The organism is Collinsella sp. LCP19S3_B7 (assembly GCF_052121795.1).
Classification (GTDB): Bacteria; Actinomycetota; Coriobacteriia; order Coriobacteriales; family Coriobacteriaceae; genus Collinsella.
The window spans coordinates 92430-110583 of the sequence record NZ_JBQKDO010000004.1; the positions used below are offsets into that span (position 1 = coordinate 92430).

Annotated in this window: 16 protein-coding genes and 1 tRNA gene; 10 read left to right on the plus strand and 7 right to left on the minus strand. The window is 62.2% G+C overall.

Features of this window, described 5'->3' with window-relative positions:
* On the plus strand, positions 1–1215 hold the full coding sequence (gene coaBC / locus ACTQW0_RS02920) for a bifunctional phosphopantothenoylcysteine decarboxylase/phosphopantothenate--cysteine ligase CoaBC (RefSeq protein WP_441566844.1): 1215 nt from the start codon (positions 1–3) through the stop codon (positions 1213–1215).
* A gap of 80 nt (positions 1216–1295) precedes the next feature.
* Positions 1296–1372, plus strand: a tRNA-Pro gene (locus ACTQW0_RS02925).
* A 506-nt stretch (positions 1373–1878) separates the two neighbouring features.
* Here ACTQW0_RS02925 and ACTQW0_RS02930 read toward each other — a convergent pair.
* Positions 1879–2697: a DUF6273 domain-containing protein gene (locus ACTQW0_RS02930; RefSeq protein WP_441566846.1), complete on the minus strand. Its 819-nt coding sequence runs from the start codon at positions 2695–2697 to the stop codon at positions 1879–1881.
* Positions 2698–3061: 364 nt separating this feature from the next.
* Between ACTQW0_RS02930 and ACTQW0_RS02935 the strand changes: the two genes are divergently transcribed.
* The gene (locus ACTQW0_RS02935; RefSeq protein ID WP_441566848.1) at positions 3062–5218 is read left to right on the plus strand and encodes a hypothetical protein; all 2157 of its coding nucleotides are present in this window, start codon (positions 3062–3064) and stop codon (positions 5216–5218) included.
* A gap of 174 nt (positions 5219–5392) precedes the next feature.
* On the opposite strand, the gene relB is transcribed toward ACTQW0_RS02935, so the two are convergent.
* The 4 genes from relB to ACTQW0_RS02955 form a co-directional block, all read right to left on the minus strand.
* Positions 5393–5614, minus strand: coding sequence for a type II toxin-antitoxin system RelB family antitoxin (relB, locus tag ACTQW0_RS02940; RefSeq protein WP_441566850.1), 222 nt, complete (start codon positions 5612–5614; stop codon positions 5393–5395).
* Between the two features lie 112 nt (positions 5615–5726).
* Positions 5727–6488, minus strand: coding sequence for a metallophosphoesterase (locus ACTQW0_RS02945; RefSeq protein WP_441566852.1), 762 nt, complete (start codon positions 6486–6488; stop codon positions 5727–5729).
* Positions 6489–7016: 528 nt separating this feature from the next.
* Positions 7017–7571: a hypothetical protein gene (locus ACTQW0_RS02950; protein WP_441566854.1), complete on the minus strand. Its 555-nt coding sequence runs from the start codon at positions 7569–7571 to the stop codon at positions 7017–7019.
* A gap of 54 nt (positions 7572–7625) precedes the next feature.
* Complete coding sequence (locus ACTQW0_RS02955) at positions 7626–7907, minus strand: hypothetical protein (RefSeq protein WP_147356446.1); 282 nt, start codon at positions 7905–7907, stop codon at positions 7626–7628.
* A gap of 357 nt (positions 7908–8264) precedes the next feature.
* Here ACTQW0_RS02955 and ACTQW0_RS02960 point away from each other — a divergent pair, with 357 nt between their 5' ends.
* Positions 8265–8654, plus strand: a complete 390-nt coding sequence (locus ACTQW0_RS02960) for a hypothetical protein (protein ID WP_441566856.1) — start codon at positions 8265–8267, stop codon at positions 8652–8654.
* 138 nt (positions 8655–8792) lie between these two features.
* On the opposite strand, the gene ACTQW0_RS02965 is transcribed toward ACTQW0_RS02960, so the two are convergent.
* Positions 8793–9656 (minus strand): DUF6273 domain-containing protein, encoded by an 864-nt coding sequence (locus tag ACTQW0_RS02965; RefSeq protein ID WP_441566858.1) that lies wholly within the window; start codon positions 9654–9656, stop codon positions 8793–8795.
* A gap of 276 nt (positions 9657–9932) precedes the next feature.
* Here ACTQW0_RS02965 and ACTQW0_RS02970 point away from each other — a divergent pair, with 276 nt between their 5' ends.
* Positions 9933–10235: a hypothetical protein gene (locus ACTQW0_RS02970; RefSeq protein WP_441566860.1), complete on the plus strand. Its 303-nt coding sequence runs from the start codon at positions 9933–9935 to the stop codon at positions 10233–10235.
* A 12-nt stretch (positions 10236–10247) separates the two neighbouring features.
* Here the strand turns inward: ACTQW0_RS02970 and ACTQW0_RS02975 are convergent, their stop codons facing one another.
* Entirely contained in the window at positions 10248–10433 is a 186-nt protein-coding gene (locus ACTQW0_RS02975; protein ID WP_441566862.1) for a hypothetical protein, read from the minus strand.
* Positions 10434–10659: 226 nt separating this feature from the next.
* Here ACTQW0_RS02975 and ACTQW0_RS02980 point away from each other — a divergent pair, with 226 nt between their 5' ends.
* From ACTQW0_RS02980 to ACTQW0_RS03000, 5 genes are read left to right on the plus strand one after another with little or no spacing between them, the layout of a single operon-like run.
* The gene (locus tag ACTQW0_RS02980) at positions 10660–12120 is read left to right on the plus strand and encodes an ATP-binding protein (RefSeq protein WP_441566863.1); all 1461 of its coding nucleotides are present in this window, start codon (positions 10660–10662) and stop codon (positions 12118–12120) included.
* Position 12121: 1 nt separating this feature from the next.
* The gene (locus tag ACTQW0_RS02985; RefSeq protein WP_441566865.1) at positions 12122–12772 is read left to right on the plus strand and encodes a hypothetical protein; all 651 of its coding nucleotides are present in this window, start codon (positions 12122–12124) and stop codon (positions 12770–12772) included.
* 3 nt (positions 12773–12775) lie between these two features.
* Complete coding sequence (locus ACTQW0_RS02990) at positions 12776–16051, plus strand: helicase-related protein (RefSeq protein WP_441566866.1); 3276 nt, start codon at positions 12776–12778, stop codon at positions 16049–16051.
* Positions 16048–16632 (plus strand): hypothetical protein, encoded by a 585-nt coding sequence (locus tag ACTQW0_RS02995; RefSeq protein WP_441566868.1) that lies wholly within the window; start codon positions 16048–16050, stop codon positions 16630–16632. The genes ACTQW0_RS02990 and ACTQW0_RS02995 overlap by 4 nt, the downstream gene beginning before the upstream one ends.
* Positions 16633–16661: 29 nt before the next feature.
* Positions 16662–18149 (plus strand): MutH/Sau3AI family endonuclease, encoded by a 1488-nt coding sequence (locus ACTQW0_RS03000; protein WP_441566870.1) that lies wholly within the window; start codon positions 16662–16664, stop codon positions 18147–18149.
* The last annotated feature ends 5 nt before the right edge of the window (positions 18150–18154 follow it).

Here is an 18154-nt window from a genome sequence, read left to right on the forward strand (position 1 = left end):
ATGACGACGGCACCCGACAATTCAATGCAACTTGAGGGAAAAACGATCCTGCTGGGCGTTACCGGCGGGATCGCCGCCTATAAGTCGTGCAATATCGTGCGCCTGCTGCAAAAGCGCGGCGCCCGCGTTAAGGTCGTTATGAGCGAGCATGCCACGGAGTTTGTGGGCCCGCTCACCTTTCGCGCGCTCACGGGCGAGCCGGTCGCTGTGGGTCTGTTCGACGACCCCTCCGACCCCATCCACCATATCTCGCTGGCGCAGGAGCCCGATTTGGTGGTCGTGGCGCCCGCGACGGCCAATATCATCGCTAAGATGGCCAACGGCATCGCCGATGACCTCATCTCCACTACGTTGCTTGCCACGCCGCGTCCTATCGTGGTCGCACCGGCCATGAACAATGGCATGTGGAAGGCGCCGGCCACGCAGGCCAACATGACCACGCTGCGTGAGCGCGGTGTCCACGTTGTGGGTCCGGGTAGCGGCTACCTTGCCTGTGGCGATGTGGACACGGGACGCATGAGCGAGCCCGAGGACATCGTCGAGGCCGTCTGCAAGCTGCTCGACCCCGCTCCTCAGGACCTTGTGGGCAAGCGCATCGTGATCACCGCCGGCCCCACGCACGAGCCGATCGACCCCGTGCGCTTCATTGGCAACCGGTCATCGGGCAAGATGGGCATCGCCCTGGCGGGGGAGGCCGCGCGCCGCGGTGCCGCCGTCACGCTCGTGCTGGGACCGACATCGCTCGACGTTCCCCGCGGTGTAGCGTGCGTGCGCGTACAAACCGCCGCGGAAATGCTCCAGGCGGCGCTGAGCGCCTTTCAGACGGCCGACGCGGCCATTTGTGCCGCCGCCGTCGCCGACTACACGCCTGCTGCCCCGGCGGACCATAAACTCAAAAAGGCCAACGAGCGCCTGGATCGAATTGAGCTCGTCGAGACCGTTGACATCCTGGCCGAACTCTCACGCCAAAAGGGCGATCGCCGTGTGATCGGCTTTGCGGCCGAGACCGATAACGTCGTGGAGTACGCGCAGCGCAAACTCGTGCGCAAGGGTTGCGATGCCATTATCGCCAACGATGTCTCGCGCGCCGATTCGGGCTTTGGGACCGATACCAACAAGGCCTGGATAGTAAGTACAGCGGGCACGCAAGAACTTCCCGTACTAACAAAACCCCAGCTCGCAGTTACAATTTTAGACTTGCTTCAAAATTTGTAAAAAAGTTCTTGCACAAGGACAAAGTTTCGGGTTACTATACTCCCTGTTGCGAGCGAGAGCAGAGCAACAAACATAAGCTTCGGGACGTGGCGCAGCTTGGTAGCGCACTTGACTGGGGGTCAAGGGGTCGCTGGTTCGAATCCAGTCGTCCCGACCAGAAGTTTGCAGGTCAGGCACCTAGTGCCTGACCTTTTTTGTTTTAAGCAATTGCTTAATTTTGATTAAGCAACAGGGTGCCAATAATCTACCTACGCGATAATCGCTTTTTGCGGTTACTTGCGCGTTTTGCACACGCTTGAGCCGATTTATTAACGCGATATGAATCTACATACGCGTAGCTGGTATACAGCCGAGTACAGGCCATATTTATCGCGGCGATTTACGCAGATATAGCAACTGTAACGAACAAGCGTGTCGCTGTATTTATTCCAGTAGTTCACTTGATCGGTTGACAAGTTGGCTGTCGCAGCGAAACGCCAAGCGGGATGGGCTCTACACGAGGACGCCGAAGAGGTAATGGCGGCGAAGCGCGCCAGGCGCTCTGAGAGCCGCTGTATGACCCCGTTTACCCTCAACCCGATTACCCGTGCCACGAACCTCAAAACGTTCGTGCGGGAGCCAAAAAAGGCCCGCACGGGATCGCGCGGGCCTTTATCCAAATGACTAGAAACACCAAGCGGGGCAGACGCAATACGAGGTCGACGCGCCGCCGTAGCTGTTCGACGGATCGCCGTAGGTGCCGACATAGAGGAAGTTCGTAGAGCGGTCCGGAGTCACCGAACGCTCCCACCAATAGCCACCAAACACTAGGCAATCGTTACTCGAATAGTTATTCGTGACATTCCCCTTGAACGCCTCGTACTGGGTGCCCTCGGAGGAGGTCCAAGGGTCACTTTCCGCCCAATACGATGTCGGGACGATCTCGGAATAGCTGAGCAGAAACAGCTTGTCAACGGTGGTCGCGACGGCGGCATCCTTGTTCGCGCTGTCCCCACCTACGTTGTTCGTGAGCTTCCTGACCGGTTTCACCTTGGACTGGAAGTCGGACGGCATGAGGTTCCAGATCTCGCCGGAGTTTATCTTCGCGCGGAGCTCGGACTTCTCCCAGCCGCCGGCGTTGGTGTCCGTCGCGTTCATACGGGAGCTGATATTCGTCGATGTGGTGAGGAACGTGAGTCCAGCTTTGCCGCTACCGTCGGCGAGGTCGTCGTGGTTGATGCCGATAATGCGATAGGTTAGGGTCTTTCCGTTCGTGAGCTTGACCGACCAATTTGTCCTCGCCTTCATCGCCGCCTCGGCCTTGGCATAGACCACAGACGACGTGCCGTTCCTGGCGATGTCGGTGGCCGCCGCCTTCTGCTCGTCGAGGGTCCAGTCTTTGGCCTCTTTCTGTGCGACGGTCTTCATCGTCTCGCGGTAGGCCTTCTCCTCGGCCGAGATGAAGTTATCTCCCTCGGTGCCGGAGTCCACCGTGTTAGTCACCTGGTTAAACTGGTTTCTGATCGCGCCGGCCACACCGGGCCCCGCGAACACAATCACAAGACCGATGACGGCCGCAATCAGTACGTACTCGATAATCGATTGCCCTCGGAGGCGGGTATTCCTAGGAGATACCCCCCCCCGAAGGTTCCGCGCCGCTGCATGCATATGCGACACTCCCTTCGTATGGGGATTGATATTGCATGCGGGAGCGTACGATGTGGTGCGGGAGACGCGGCTTGTCATGCCGCAGCGGCAATACCGGCGACAGGGGAGGGTCGCAGGCATAAACCGCAAAGTATAATAACGCTCGTATGAGAAACAACGCGATTCGAACTGCCTGTTCGCCCACGAGAAAGAATCGTCCATGAGCATATTCGACAAAGGCTTCGACCCGCTGCGAGAGATTCAGAGGGCCACTAAGACCGCCGGCGAGGCGACGGCCATGATTGCCGAGGGGGCATCTGGGGTGGCAGCAGCGGCAGGCGCCGCGATCGTGGACGCGGTGACAACGGCGGGCGCTGCGGTCGCAGGGGTGGCGGGCGAGGCGAAGGCCGCCCTCGATGAAATAGAGGCTGAAAGACTCGATACGGAGAAGGCGGAGTACGCGCCCAAGGTGCAGGAAGCCCTGAGGGCGATTGAGGGCACCCGCGCACAGGAGCTACTCGACTCGTTCCAGGAGTCTCCGCTCCCGTTGACGGAAGCCAATACCGCCAAAGTGAAGTCAGCCTTCCCGATACCAAGGGAACAAACCGTCATCTGGGCCGACGCCGAGTTTGACCTCAGGCCCAGCGGCATCGCCATGACCGAAAAGGGCATCTACATCAAGGCAGATGCCGACGCGTTCGCCGTCCCGGGGAAGGAAAAGAGGCAGTCTCGCCTTTTCTACTTCGAGTGGGCGTACTTCGAACCCGGCTCCTTCATCTCCGACGGTGAAAACAACCTTGCGCTCACCGTCGACGAAGCGTGCCGGAGCCAGTTCGTATCCCGCTGCAAGGCGCTCCGCGACCTTGAGGATGACCGCGCCGCCGGCATCGACAGCGAGCTTGCCACGGTGGACGATACGGCGGTCAAAGCCGCGGCAGTCGCGGCGGCGGCGACCATCAACGGCAACGGGGAGGTCTTCGTCGAGCAGCGGGCCGCGGTCAACAACCCCGCGGGCCACGGAGAACTCGCCGAGGAAGCGAACAACATCATCGACAGGCTCCAGGGCCACCAGGCCGAGATTCTGGGGAGGGACAACGTGAAGAACGGCGCCGACCGATGTGTCGACGGCGTTCTGATCCAGACCAAGTACTACAAGACAGCACGCGGCTCCCTCGAGGCATGCTTCGATCCGAGCAGCCATCAGTATCGCTACCTAACGAAAGACGGCACGCCGATGCAGCTCGAGGTTCCGAAAGACCAGTACCAGCAGGTGCTCCGCGGTTTTGAGAAGAAGATTAGCCAAGGCAAGGTCCCCGGCGTCAGCGACCCCAAGGACGCCGAGAAGATAGTTCGCAAAGGCAAGCTCACATACGACCAGGCGGTGAACCTCACCAAGCCGGGAACGGTGGAATCGGTGACCTATGACGCCGCGACCGGCGCGGTCACATGCTCCTGCGCATTCGGCCTGTCGTTTCTAGTGACGACGTTCATGGCGTACAGGGAGACCAGGGACATCACCGGTGCCGTCCAGGCGGGCATCGCTGCCGGCGTCCAGGTTTTCGGCTTGTCCTTTGCCCAGCACATGGTCGTCTCGCAGCTCTCCAGAGCGGGGCTTTCCAACGCTTTGATGGCGCCCAGCCAGGCGGTGGTCGGCAAGCTCGGATTCAAGGCGTCCGCCACAATCGTCAACGGCCTGCGCGCTCTTACGGGCAAGACCGCCATCAGCGGGGCGGCCGCCTCCAAGCAGCTCGCGAAGATGCTAAGGGGCAATGCCGTCTCGGCAGCGGTGACCCTCGCCGTGTTCTCGGTCCCCGAGACCTACAAGCTCTTACAGGGCAAGGCGAGTGAAGCCCAGTACGCCCAGAACATGGCATGCCTCGCCACCTCGATCGCCGGGGGAATCGCCGGCGCTGCCGCGGCGGGTGTCGCGGCAGCGAAGGTCGGCGCCGCGGCCGGCACGGCGGTGTCGCCCGGCGTGGGGACCATCGTCGGCCTCGCGGGCGGTATGGTCGGCGGAACGGTCGGCACGGCGGCCGCGGGCGCAGTCGGCGGGATACTGTTCGAGGGCGACGGCGCGTCTTTTGGGCGGTACTTCAACGCCATGGTGTCGTGCATGGCGGTCGAGTACCTGCTCGATGGGCATGAGATGGACGAGCTGCTTGCTGTCCTAGACGGCGTAAAGCCGGAAGAGTTCAAGGCGCTGATGGAGGAAACGCTCCCATCGCAGTTCCAAGAGGCGAAGGTCCGGGCGTTCGTTGTCCCGATGTTCGATGAGATCGTGTCGCGCAGAGAGCGCTTCGCGCTTCCCACCAGCAGACAGATATCCGACGCCCTTGTCAAGTTCGAGCAGGATGCCGAGGAGAAACCGACGGCTTAGCACGTTGCGCTCGAAGGAATCGAAGAGGTTGGCATTCCTTGCATTCTTCCAGTCCATCGAATCGCTATCCGGCGAGTCGGACTCGTTCAAGAGTTTCGGGGTCCACGCCAAGATCGCGCAGGCACTGTTATACATGGGCCCCTCGTTCGAAGGGGATATGATGCGTGCGGACCATCACTCGGCCTCCTCCGCCATGCGCACGACCTCTTCCATCGGGTAGCGGGTGCCGTCATCCCCATTCAAGGCCTCGTCGTAGGCCTTGATGTCCGCCATGTCCTCAGCCCTCTCGAGCGCGGCACTCCTCACGAACTCGGAAAAGGACATGCCCGCGGCGTCCGCATGGCCCTGAATCAAGCCCCTTTCGCCCTCATCGAACTCGATCTCGCACATCGCCATGGCTGCTCCCGTCAACGCCGCCATCGAAGTGAATCCATTATCCACCCACCGCATACGCCCTGAACTCGAAATGCTAGCAGAGGAGAAAACCGAGAGCCTGAGGGCCTTATCCTCAGTCTAGTCCCGGTCCCGAGTACCTTCCGGTCTCCGAGTCGTAGGTCAGCACCGCGACCTCGCCGTGCTCCATGACGTTGGAGTCGACATAGTAGTGGCTCTCGCCGTCGAACCAGACCCCCCGGTACCCGGAGATACCGCTGACGGTCTCGGTGGTGACGTGGCCTGCGATGACGTCGAGGTCGAAGTGCTCGCCGGCATACATCGGCAGCATCGCGGTAAACCACTCCGGCGGGGTGCCCACGCGCCATAGGTCCGCGGCCTCCTCATCGATTCCGGCATGGACGAACACCTGCCCGAAAGGCGACTCCCAGTAGTACGGGAGTCGCCCGACCCATGTGATGATCTCCCCGTGAGCTTTCCTTATGCGCCCCACCGTGTAGCGGTATGCTTCCTCGAAGCGCTTCAGGACGAGGAGGTGCCGCATATGCTCGAACTCATCCGGCTCGAGGAAGGACCTCGCGGTCGCCAGGTTGCTGTCAGCGAGCTTCCACGCCTGCGCGAAGTCGGGGTTGTCAACATTGCTGATGTACTCCAAGAACTGCTCCTCATGGTTCCCCCGGAGCGCGATGACGCGCTCGCCGTAGCGCTCTTGGAGCCCCATGACGGTCCTGAACACCCCGAGCGAGTCGGGGCCCCTGTCCACATAGTCTCCAAGGAGGACCAGACTTGAGTCTTCGGACTCAAGGTCGACGGCCTCCAGGGCCTTCAGAAACGGCTCAAGGCATCCATGGATATCTGACATGCAGTAAATGCGCATACATTTACCTCCTCAGGATTAGCGTCTAGTCGTGGCGCAGCGGGGTGTTGATGACGGCGTACCGTTCTGTCTAACGAGGCACAGCCCCCAGCGTGAGCAATTTCAGTATAGACGCTCATCAGGACAGCCGAGGACATCCAGAACGCAGGAGAGTGCCACGAGATGCCCTCATCATTCGAAGCGGCGTCCCGTCACAAAACGTAAGCGGTTTCCTGCCCAAATATAGTCGTATATGCCGTATATACATACAGCTCGGCGGCGCACGCCGAGGTCGCGCCACCTGTGCCGCCGTTATGTCAGCGGTATAACTAACATAACGGCGGCATTCTTGCTGCTACATGGCTTGACACGCTTGTGCCTCGACCGCTTCATTATCCGCCTGATGACCCAACAGTGGATTCCTTCCACTTTTGGGCAAGCCATGTGTCGGCGCCGCTCATCGCTTGCGGCGGCGGCGCCGACACGGGACTGAGTCAAGAAGGGCTCTGGAACGGCTATAGAAACGCTCTTGATACGGGCGGTTCCGCGCTAGAACCAATCCTCCTCGCACACATACCCATTCGAATAGAGTGTGTCGACGAAGTTGAGAGTCTTTTTTATTGACCAGTCTCCCACGGAGAGGCTAAGGGCTGCCAGTGCGATGCTGTCGAGCAGGTCCACACCCCTCGTGAGGAGGATTCGCCCGGCCTCATCGGGGGCCGCCCTGAAAAGCTCGTATGGCATTCCCGTCATGAATGCGAGGTCCAGGTCGTCCAGGACGAGCCCGCCGACTCCCACGGAGGCAATGTTGACGGCGTTCGCAAGCTCCAGGAACGGGCCCCGCATAGATGGCGGGATGATTCGCGGCGAGGGGAAAGTGGCGACGATAATTCCCGTCTCGCATAGTCTGCATGAGATTTGGAGAGGAATCCGCGCTTCGACGGCGAGATGAGCCTGGTCCTCCATAACCTCGACGACGTTCCCGTGCATGACGACACCCAATCCATTCATGGGCTTGTACCTGCTGTCGGCCCGCACACGGTCCCGAACGACCCTCTTCAACAGCTCTTCATTTGAGAGCTGTCCGCCTTCGATGATCTCCATTGATAACCTCCCTTGATCGCCGATAGCACCGCCGGCGGGCCGTCATCGCCCGCCCTAGCCCTCGTCACCATCGCCCGAAACTGAGACGGCCATTGAAGTCCCGGGGCCGAACACGACATCTTTAGGCTTGCCGTATTCCTCCAGGAACGCCTCGTCGGAGAAATAGAAATAGTGATACAGGAGTTTGGCGCACTCCCTCTTGTCGCGCATGCGCTCGAAATGCCGAGCGAGATCAGCAGTCTTGAAATAAGTCACCCCAGGGAGGGTCTTCTCTGTATTTCGGGCGATCCACATCGGGTTCTCTATCACCTCACGGCCGAACACCGCTGCGGACATGCCGGTTATCTCCTGGGCCTGAACCCTCATTAGCTCCGGTCGGTCAATTTCTATGGCCCTGAGCCTTTCCGCGGCGCCTGCGGGGTCGTTCCAACGTCTTCTCATATTCTTATCTCCGGTCGATTTATCGCCGATTCTTAAACACAGAATAGCATATTCATTAGCTCAATACATATTTGAACTAGCGTTGATCTGAAAACTTGTTATACATCTGCAAAATGCTGCCTGGTATGCAGGTAGTTTATTTTCATTTACACTACATTCTATACATTATAAAAAGTAGCAGGGTTAGTTGCGAATATACTGGGTATTATATAGCCGTGTATTCATTCCTAAACTCATGAAGGAGTAATTGTAATGAGAGTTTTGTTTACACCCGCAGAAGAACGGCAGATAGAGAGCTGGGCTCGGATGAGAGGACAGGGGGTCGCGCAAGCTGTGTACGAGCTGGTGATGGAAGAGATCCGGGCAGTCCAGCCTCGGCTCAACCCAAACATCGCGGCAGCGCAAGCGCTTGCAATAATTAAGAACTACAAAAGCGGAAAGGAGTTTAAGACAAGAGAAATCATCGAAGAAATCGATAAAAACCATAACTTCCTCTATACGGTGACCCCAGCGGGCGAGCGGAAGCCAACAACAGATCATACGATCCTCGGGAAGAAGCTCGCCAGCCATTCCAGCATGCTAAAGGGGGGTTATAAGATAGAACGCGTCGAGGGAGAGGTCAATGTTTACAAGAAGATTTAAAATCACCGTATAGCAAATAAAAATTCGAAAATAGAAATCTGAAAACAGAGGGGGCTACAATGTGGCCCCCTCTTAAATTGCAGGCTAACGCCTGTAAAGAAAAGCCCACGCGGTATTGCGCAGGCTTTGTGGCCAAGGCTAGAAGCACCAAGCGGGGCAAACGATACGCGAGTTCATCGCGGGGGTGTTGAGTGACGGATCGCCGCGGTCGTTGACATCAAGGAAACTGCTGGAAGCGAGCGGACGCACTGAACGCTCCCACCAACTGTAGCCAATCTTCAGGGATTCATTGCCCGAACAGTTATTCGTCACCTTGTCCCGGAACGCCTCGTACTGGGCGCCCTCGGAGGAAGTCCAGGGATAGCTGGATGCCCAGTAGGAGGTGGGGACGATCTCAGAGTAGCTGAGCAGGAACAGCTTGTCGACCGTTGCTGTGACGGCGGCATTCTTATCGTTTCCGCCGACATTGTTCGTGAGCTTCTTTACGGCCTTAACCCTCGACTGGAAATCGGATGGCATGAGGTTCCAAATCTCGCCCGAGTTCATCTTCTGGCGGAGCTCCGACTGCTCCCAGCCGCCGACGTTGGTGTTCGTCGCGTTCATTCGGGAGCTGATGGTCGTAGAGGTGGTTAGAAAGGTCAATCCTGCCTTGCCGCTACCATCGGCCAAGTCATCATGGTTGATGCCGATGATTCTGTACTCAAGGGTCTTGCCGTTCGTGAGCTTGGTAGAGAACTTCGTTCCCGCATCCATGGCGGCCTTGGCCTTGGCGTAGACGACCGAGGACGTTCCGTTCTTGGCGATATCGGTTGCCGCGGCCTTCTGTTCGTCGAGCGTCCAATCTTTCGCATCCTTGTTAACGACGGTCTTCATCGCCTCGCGATATGCCTTTTCCTCGGCGCTCATGAAGCTATCGCCGTCGGTGCCGGAGTCGACCGTGTTCGTCACCGTGTTGAACTGGTTGCGGATTGCGCTCGAGACCTGAGGGCCGGCGAAGATCACTGCCAGACCGATGACGGCTGCAATCAGTACGTACTCGATGATTGATTGCCCTCGGAGGCGGGTATTCCTAGGAGATACCCCCCCCCGAAGGTTAATTGCCGCTGCATGCATATGCGGCTCCCTTCGCTCAGGGTTGATATTGCATGCAGGAGCGTACGATGGCGGGCCATGGCCACGCCCCAACGTGCCGCAGCGGCAACTGCATCGATGGTAATCCGCCCTTCAATGCACTATAATAGAACATGCGTTCGTTATTAATTCGAAAGGTGTTCCGTCATGGGGGAGAGCGAGAAGTCTATCCGTCTGGTCACGGCCCTCGTCGAGTGCCGCCCCGACGGCGAGTATGTCCCCTGGGGCATCAAATGGTACGACGGCACCGTCTACCCGTTCGACCGCATCGAGTCCTACAGCCCCCGCTCGTGGGCGCTCGGCAGGAACAGGCAGTCCGAGTCCTGGCGCGTTGTCGTCGGGGACGGAACCTGCCGCGACATCTGCCATTACCAAAACAGCTGGTACGTTGTCCACGACCCCGGCAACGATGCCCCCGCGGCGCTTCCGAAACGGGGACCATGCAAATAGAACCAACGGATATCAATCCCGCCGGCTGCCGACGATTGCCGCCGCGAGCATATCCGAAAGTCTTGAAATCTGCTCAGACGCATACTCGACTATCAGCTCCGGCTCGGCCATGTCCCCGTGGGCGGCGTCAAGAACCGAGGCGAGTCCGCGCATCTCATGGCAGACGTCGTAGACCCTGCCCTTGGCCCGCTCGTCCATATTCTCACCTCCCTTCGGTTGGAAACGCGATAGACCATACTTCATCCGGCACACCCCGGGTACGCCCGGAACGCGACCGTTCGCCAGATAGAATTTGTTGCTCAATAAATCGAGGGGCGCAATAAGTAAACTTATGGCGTATGGCAACGAATGCGGGGCTTGCGGCGCGACTGCGCCCGCCGGCCCCCGACGATTATTTCCGGAGGTCCCCATGGGGAGTCGCACGGTGAAGAACTACCCTTCGCCGCGCCTGATGGCGAACATCGGCGCGACCAACCAGTCGGTTCCCGAGTCCATCGGCGAGCTGGTCGCGAACTGCTTCGACGCTAGGGTGGGAAATGAGAAAGTCGAGGTCGCCGTCTTGCTCGGCGACGACAAGATCAGCGTCATCGACAACTGCAGGGGCATGACGGGCGACATCCTCGAGAAGGCGGTCTGCATCGCCGAGGACATGTCGCGCCATCTCGAGCGCGGCGAGGACGCCAAGGGCCACTTCGGCATGGGCTTCAAGGCCGCGTGCTCGGCCCTCGGCGCGTACTACGAGATCTTCACGCGTCCGGTCGGCGAGGACACCGAGTACCACGTCGCGTTTGACATCAACGACTACAGTCGCAGGGACTCGGGCGCGGACGCTTGGGACGTCGTCATCGAGGACGGGCCGGTCGACGGCACGGGCGTGCTCGCCAGGGTCCCCCACGGCAGCGCATTCATCATCAGCCGTCTGAGGAACCCCGACCCGATGCCGGGCGCCATCGTCAGGTACCTGGGCGCTGCCTTCAAGGGACACCTCGAGACGGGCGACCGCATCGTGCTCGTGCAGGGGCGCGACAGGACGGAGATCGAGCCCGTCAGCTACAAATACCTACCCGGTACCAAGGTCGATATCGATACCGCCTGCGGGCCGAACGGCAAGTACCGCATCACGGGCTGGATGGCTCTCAGCGACCAGACGCACAACGACGGCATGTACGGTTTCAACATCTACCGCCACGGGCAGCTCGTCATGCCCTGGGACAAGTCCTGGTTCAAGGCGCACCTCATGACGAGCCGTATCATCGGCGACGTCGAGCTCGGCTTCATCGACTCGACCTTCTACAAGCAGGGGCTTCAGGAGACGCCCGAGTGGAAGCTGGTCTCCGGCTACATGAAGGAGTACCTGAAGACCCTCGTCGCGGGCTCGCGCCATCTGTCTCGCTCCGGCAATGTACACGACGCGCAGGAGGTCCGAAGGGTCGCGGAGAGCCTCGCCGAGCAGTACGGCGGCGATTCGATCCTGCCCGATGACGAGCTGACCGCTCCCGTTGAGGAGAGCACCGCGGCGGACACGGCGGGCATCAACACGACGGTGCGAAACGTCGTGACCGAGAGGTCCCTCGAGCTCGAGTCGGGCCTCACCGTCAATATCACGATCGTCAACAGGGGCAGGGGCAGCGACGTCAACGCGCCCTTCGACTACATCTACGAGGAGGGCGACGACGACGGCGACCCCTCGGCGCTCCAGGTGATCGTCTACGAGGGCCACCCGCTGTGGAAGAAGAAGGTCAGCGACGAGGTGAGGCAGGTGCTGGCGGCATCCGACGCCATCTACCGCGTGCTCGTGGAGAAGCTGTCCGTCGCCCCGGCGGAGGCGACCAGGATGCGCAACGACTGGGTCGCGGTGCGCTGCGGCATGAAGGGAGAGGAGTAGCATGAACAGGCTTGATGCGCTCGAGTCGATCAAGAGGGCATGGGACGACGCCGGAATGCCGCTGGACGAGAGGGCTTCGTCCGTCTCGTCCGACTTCTACTCGGCGGGACTCGACCTCGGCACCGCCGCGGCCTATATCAACGCGACGCCATCCGAGCTGGAGGCGCTCCTCGAGCTGGGCGGCCTAGACGAGGACCTCCTCTCCGAGATCGCCGCCGCGAACCCGCCGAGGACCGCGTGGACGTTCCTCAACTGCGCGAGCGAGGACGAGGCGAGGCGCTCGCTGGAGGCGCTGACCGCCCAGCGCGGGCGGGATTCCCGCGACCGTATGGATGCCGCCGAGGCAATGTACCGCTCCATGGTCGCCATCGCGGAGCCGACCGCCGACCAGAGGGTCGCGGCGCTGTCCGGCGCCGACATCAGGCACGCCCTCGAGAAGGCCAAGCAGTACAAGGCGGACGACAAGTTCATGGTCAAGTTCATGACGAGCGTGGCGGGACAGAGGGGCAGGGGCAAGGTCCTGTCTGACAAGCAATCGAGCAAGCTCCGCGAGCTCCTCGAGAAGATCGCGGACGCGGGCGCGATATGCCGCGACAGCATCGACGGCGACGCCGACGCCTGCGACCGCATCCTCGACGCGCTGGGAAGGTAGCCCATGCCCCGCGACCCCAGGCGGGAGGGCTTCCCCTCCCTCGGCATCGGATACGTCTACACCGGACGCGGCAGCAGGCTGCTCTCCGAGTTTCTCCTGCCGCTGCTCGGCGCGGCGGACGAATACGACCGGGTGACGAGCTACTACACGCTCGACTCCCTCATCGCCATCTCGGCGGGGGTGGAGGGGCTGTACGCCCGCGGCGGCCGCATGCGCCTCATCGTCGGCATCCACAGCATCCCCGGCGAGCTGGCCGCGGCGGCGGACCCTGCCAAGCCGCTACGCGCCAAGGCGGAACGCATCGGCCGCGAGATCGGGGAGGGCATCCTCGGCCTATCCGACGCCCTCCAGCGCGAGCGGCTGGCGACGCTCGCGTGGATGATCGCCGACGGGCTGCTCGAGGTGAGGGCCGCCGCCACGGACGACGGCGGACTATTCCATACGAAGCTGTTCCTGCTGCGGGACTCCCAGGGCAACTCCGTCATCGCCTCGGGGAGCGCCAACGAGACGCGCTCGGGGCTCGGCGGCAACTACGAGACAATCATGGTGCAGAAGTCTTGGGAGACGCCCGGCGTCGAGAAGGGCTGGCGCGGGGTCTTCAAGGGCCTGTGGGAGGGTTCCGCCGAGGGCGTGACGTCCTGCGAGATAACCCAATCGGTCGCATCCGCCATCGAGCGCGGCTTCGGCGGGAGCGTGCCCCGACCCGTCGCGGCGCATGCCGCGGGCGCGGAGGGCGCTATCGCGACGGCACGTAGGATGCCCTCGTACTTCTTCGTCTCCGGCGACATCCCCGGGCTCTACCAACACCAGGAGCGAGCGGTCGTGGACGCCCTGTCCCGCTGGCCCGTCAGGGTCCTGCTCTCCGACGAGGTCGGGCTGGGGAAGACGTTCGAGGCCGCGGCGGCCATGGCCTTCATGGTCAGGTTCTGCGGGGTGCGGAGCGTCGTCATCCTCACGCCCAAATCCGTCCTCTCCCAGTGGCAGTCCGAGCTGCGCGACCGCTTCGGCATCGAGGCGTGGCTCTACGACTCCACCAGGGGCCTCTACGTGGGCGCGGACGGGACCGAGCGCCCGCAGGCGGGAAACCCCCTCGGGGCCGGTCGTCCCGACATAGCCCTGGTCTCCGCCCAGTACGCCCGCGGGAGCCGCAGCAGGCCCGGCTGCCTCGAGCGCGGCGACGCGGTCCTTCCGGACCTGCTCGTCGTGGACGAGGCCCACGCTGCCCGCGTCAGCAGGCAGGCGGGCGGGCGCAAGAAGAAGACGAGGCTCTACGCCATGCTCGAGTCAGTCTGCGCCCAGATACCGCACGTGATCCTCGCGACGGCCACGCCGATGCAGAAGGAGGCATCCGAGTACCACGCGCTCCTGCGGCTTCTCGGGCTGCCGAAGAGATGGAGGAAGGAGAGTCGCTTCCTGGGATCCCTCGAGACGATAGCTTCGAACGCAGCGCCCGACCTCACATCCGCAGCTGAATCGGCGAAGCTGCTCCTGTCGACCCTCGACGAGATGCGCCCCGACCTCTCCGAGCTCAGTCACGCGTCAAGGGCGTCGGTGGCGGCGCTCGCCGGCATCGACCGCGCCGACTCCATCGCGCTCGCCGACTACGTCCAGAGGAACTGGGGCGCGGTGCGCGAGGCGCTCACCATGCTCCACCCCGCGCACCTGCTCACCGTCAGGAACACCAGGCGCTCACTGGAGGGGGTCGGCTATCGCTTCCCGAGGCGCAACCTGCACGCCGTGTCGCTCGACGGCCAGCGCGAGGTCATGTCGTTCTACGGCAGGGTCGACGCATACATCTCGAACGAGTACTTCTCGATCGAGGAGGCGATGCGCCCCGGCAGGAGGAACTCCACCGGATTCACGAGGGTAGGCTACCAGCAGAGGATCTCGTCCTCGCTCTGCTCGTGCTACAGGAGCCTGAAGCGCCGACTCGCCAAGCTGAATTCAGTCAGGTCCGGCCTTTCCGGAACGGCGGACCCCGACTGGGGGATCCTCGCCGACCTCGGGCTCGGCACCGACCCGGATGACGACGCCGACCTGTTCGAGGACGGGGATGCCGCCTCGGCGGACATCCCCGACGACCTCGACGGCTTGAGCGCGGCGAACGTCGCCGCCACCGCGTCCATCGAGGCGGCGGCCATCAGGCCGCTAATCGAGGAGGCCGAGAGCCTCATCAGGCGCGGGCTCGACATGAAGGTCAAGGAGTCGGTGGACATCGCCCTCAAGAGCCTGGCGGCCGGGGACAGGGTGCTCCTCTTCTCGCGCTACACCGACACCGTGGACGCGCTGGCGGGTGAGTTCCGCTGCCGCGAGGGCTCGGACGCCTACGCGTACGGCATCTACAGCGGCTCGGCATCCGAGATCCACCGCGGGGACGACGTCCGCGCATGCGCGAAGACCGAGATGACCGACGCCCTCAGGCGCGGCGACCTCAGGCTGCTCATCTGCTCCGACGCGGCTTCAGAGGGCCTCAACCTCCAGGCGGCACGCGTGCTCGTCAACGTCGACGTCCCGTGGACGCCCTCGGTCCTCGAGCAGAGGATCGGCCGCGTCGCGCGACTTGGACAGAAAGCCGACGAGGTGGACATCTACAACGTTTGGTACCCCCGCAGCGTCGAGCAGCGGATGTACACGAGAATCCAGGAGAGGTTCCATACCGCCAACCTCGCGGTGGGCGAGTTCCCCGACGTCGTGGCCACGGAGATCCGCGACGCCATCCTCTCCGGCTCGCCCTCCATCGACGAGGGGATGGAGTCGTTGCTCGAACTCAGAAACTCCGCGCAGACGAGGGCGCTCGAGAGGCTCTTCGCCGGCAGCGGGGGACCGGGCGAGACGGCGTCGGACTCCATCCGCTACGCCCTCATGGACGCGGCGGAATCCTCCTTCGCCCACACCGACCTCGGCGCGGGCCTCATGAGCTTCTCGCTCGCGGGCGGCGGCGAAGTCGAGCTCACCGCGGAGGTGGGGTGCGACCAAACGGTCTCGCTTTCGTCCGCGCTATGGCGGGAGAGGGACTTCGGAACCGACGACCTAGCGGTCATCGAGGACCCAGACGGCCGTCCCGCCGCCTTCTCTTCGGCCGGAGACCCGTCGCGCCCGCTGGACAACGCGGTCCTGACCGACATCCTGGAGGGCAGGGGCATTGCGGAGAGGGCCGGTGACGGCAGTAGGCCCGAGACCCTGCCTGACCCCTCCGCGCTGTCGATGGCGTTCGCGTGCGGCGAATGCCCGCCGAGACCCGAATTCTGGAAACCCGAAGCAACGGAAGGGGAGAGATGAGACTTCGCTACACCGCCGCGCCCTGGGCCGCGCCCGAGTTGACCCCCGAGGCGGTCGAGCTCGCCGACATCCTCGCGGACGACGTCTGGTCCGAGTCGTCCGTCGAGTTCTACGCCGAGCGCGACGCCAAGATACGCCTCGGGAAGAGGGCCCCCAAGGGGATGCAGAAGACCCTCAACGCCGTCATCGACCGCAAGCTCACCGAGGCGGGCTGGCTTGGCGACTCGGGATACTACGTGAAGGGCTCCACATGGGCCCGGATAACCTTCAGGCATCAGATGAGCATCGGCTCCGATTTCCTCGATGCCTTGAAGGTCTGCAAGAAGCAGGGGATGGAGCTCGCCGTCATCATCGCGGCGAACCGCGAGACGCTCGACGTGATAACGCCCAACGACGCCGCAGCGCTCGTCTCGTTCGAGAAGCTGCGCTCGCTGGCGCTCGACCTGGACGGCGCCATGGACATCCCCCTGCTGATAGGCGAGCTGACCCCGATGACCTTCGCGCCCTCGGACATCGATGCCGAGATACGGAAGTACCGCCCGCGCGACACGACGGTGTCATCGGAGTCGCTTCCCTCGTAGACGCCCCGATAGGCGAAAGATCGCTATCCTTGGGCCCAGGGGAGAAAGGGGAGAGCATGGCCAAGGGCAACCACAGCTTCACCGAACAGGATATCCGCCGGCGTTTCGGCGGCATAGTCGGACACACCGTGGCCGATGTCGATACGGCCGGCGTCCTCGCCGCATCGGGGGCATCCCGCAACAAGGGCAGGATCGGTGCCATCATCGAGCAGTCTGTGCTGGGCTACCCCGCAGATTCAGATCGCCGCCCCGATATCCTCATCGACGGGCAACCGTGGGAGGTCAAAGCCACGGGGCTCGTCGAGGGCGCCCGAGGCGGCTGGCGGGCGAAGGAACCCATGTCCATCACCGCCGTGGCGCCCGAGGGCATTGTCGCGGAGAGCTTCTCCACCTCGGCCTTCTGGCACAAGGCCGAGCGCCTGCTGGTCGTCTACTACCTCTACGTGCGCCCCGGCAGGGGAGTGGCGGTCGAGTACGCCGGCTTCGAGTTCAAGGGCTACGACCTCCATACGTGGCGCGAGGTCGACCGATGCCGCCTGGAGGCGGACTGGACGGTCGTGCGGGAATTCGTCCGCACCGCCCTCGAGGGCGATATCGATGCCGAGCTGCCGAACCTCTCCACGCTCGTCAATCCCCAGCTGCTCTACCTCGACACCTCGCCGAAATGGCCCAACAGGCCGAGGTTCCGCCTGAAGGCGTCCCTCGTCACCCAGATGGCTCGCGAGCGGCTGGATGACGATATGGGGATGATTCCCGACCAGGGCTGGCTGTCCTCGATGGGTTCGCTCAGGGCGCACCTGCACGGTATCTCCGATACCTGCGCCGGCAAGACGCTCGAGGACCTTGCCGCACAGTTCGACCTGCCGATTAAGACGAAATCCGGACGCGAGAATAAGTCACTCGCCGAGCAGGTCGTGGTCAGACTCTTCACGGGGCATGCCGGCAAGATCTCTCAGGTCCCGCTCTTCGCCAAAGCCGGTCTCGTCTTCAAGACGATGACGCTGACGCCCACGGGCGGCAGAACCGAGGACATGAAGCTGAACCCCTCAATCGACTTCGACGAGCTGTGCGACCCCTCAGTCGAGTTCGAGGACTCCGCATTCGCGGCGCCTTTCATAGACTCCACCATGGTCGTCGCCGTGCTCGAGGAACAGTACCGCGACTGCCCGCTGCGCCAGTGCCGCTTCATGGGTTTCAAGACCCTTTGGCTCGGGACCCACCTCGATGCCGCCAGGGCACTCTGGGACGGCATGCGCGACCTTGTATTCAGCAACGATCTTGTAGACGCGCCCATCCTGAAGAAGGACGGCACGCCGCGCGTGACGCCCAAGACGGGGATACCCATGACGGCGCCCAACTGGCCGAAGAGCCGCGACGGCGTCCTGTTCGTCCGCGGCACGGGCACCGATGCGAACGACAAGCCTGTAGAAGTCAACGGCGTGAGGATGTATCGCCAGAACGTCTGGATCAAGGGCAAGGAGCTGATTGAACAGCTCAGCACGGCTCTGTATCTTTAGCGCAT

Excerpts from the sequence above, each read along its gene's own strand:
- ACTQW0_RS02945 (WP_441566852.1), bottom strand. The coding sequence starts at position 6,488 with ATGCGCATTTACTGCATGTCAGATATCCATGGATGCCTTGAGCCGTTT.
- ACTQW0_RS02935 (WP_441566848.1), top strand. The coding sequence starts at position 3,062 with ATGAGCATATTCGACAAAGGCTTCGACCCGCTGCGAGAGATTCAGAGG.
- ACTQW0_RS02985 (WP_441566865.1), top strand. The coding sequence starts at position 12,122 with ATGAACAGGCTTGATGCGCTCGAGTCGATCAAGAGGGCATGGGACGAC.
- ACTQW0_RS02975 (WP_441566862.1), bottom strand. The coding sequence starts at position 10,433 with ATGGACGAGCGGGCCAAGGGCAGGGTCTACGACGTCTGCCATGAGATG.
- relB (WP_441566850.1), bottom strand. The coding sequence starts at position 5,614 with ATGGCGATGTGCGAGATCGAGTTCGATGAGGGCGAAAGGGGCTTGATT.
- ACTQW0_RS02970 (WP_441566860.1), top strand. The coding sequence starts at position 9,933 with ATGGGGGAGAGCGAGAAGTCTATCCGTCTGGTCACGGCCCTCGTCGAG.
- coaBC (WP_441566844.1), top strand. The coding sequence starts at position 1 with ATGACGACGGCACCCGACAATTCAATGCAACTTGAGGGAAAAACGATC.
- ACTQW0_RS02995 (WP_441566868.1), top strand. The coding sequence starts at position 16,048 with ATGAGACTTCGCTACACCGCCGCGCCCTGGGCCGCGCCCGAGTTGACC.
- ACTQW0_RS02990 (WP_441566866.1), top strand. The coding sequence starts at position 12,776 with ATGCCCCGCGACCCCAGGCGGGAGGGCTTCCCCTCCCTCGGCATCGGA.
- ACTQW0_RS02950 (WP_441566854.1), bottom strand. The coding sequence starts at position 7,571 with ATGGAGATCATCGAAGGCGGACAGCTCTCAAATGAAGAGCTGTTGAAG.
- ACTQW0_RS02955 (WP_147356446.1), bottom strand. The coding sequence starts at position 7,907 with ATGTCCGCAGCGGTGTTCGGCCGTGAGGTGATAGAGAACCCGATGTGG.
- ACTQW0_RS02960 (WP_441566856.1), top strand. The coding sequence starts at position 8,265 with ATGAGAGTTTTGTTTACACCCGCAGAAGAACGGCAGATAGAGAGCTGG.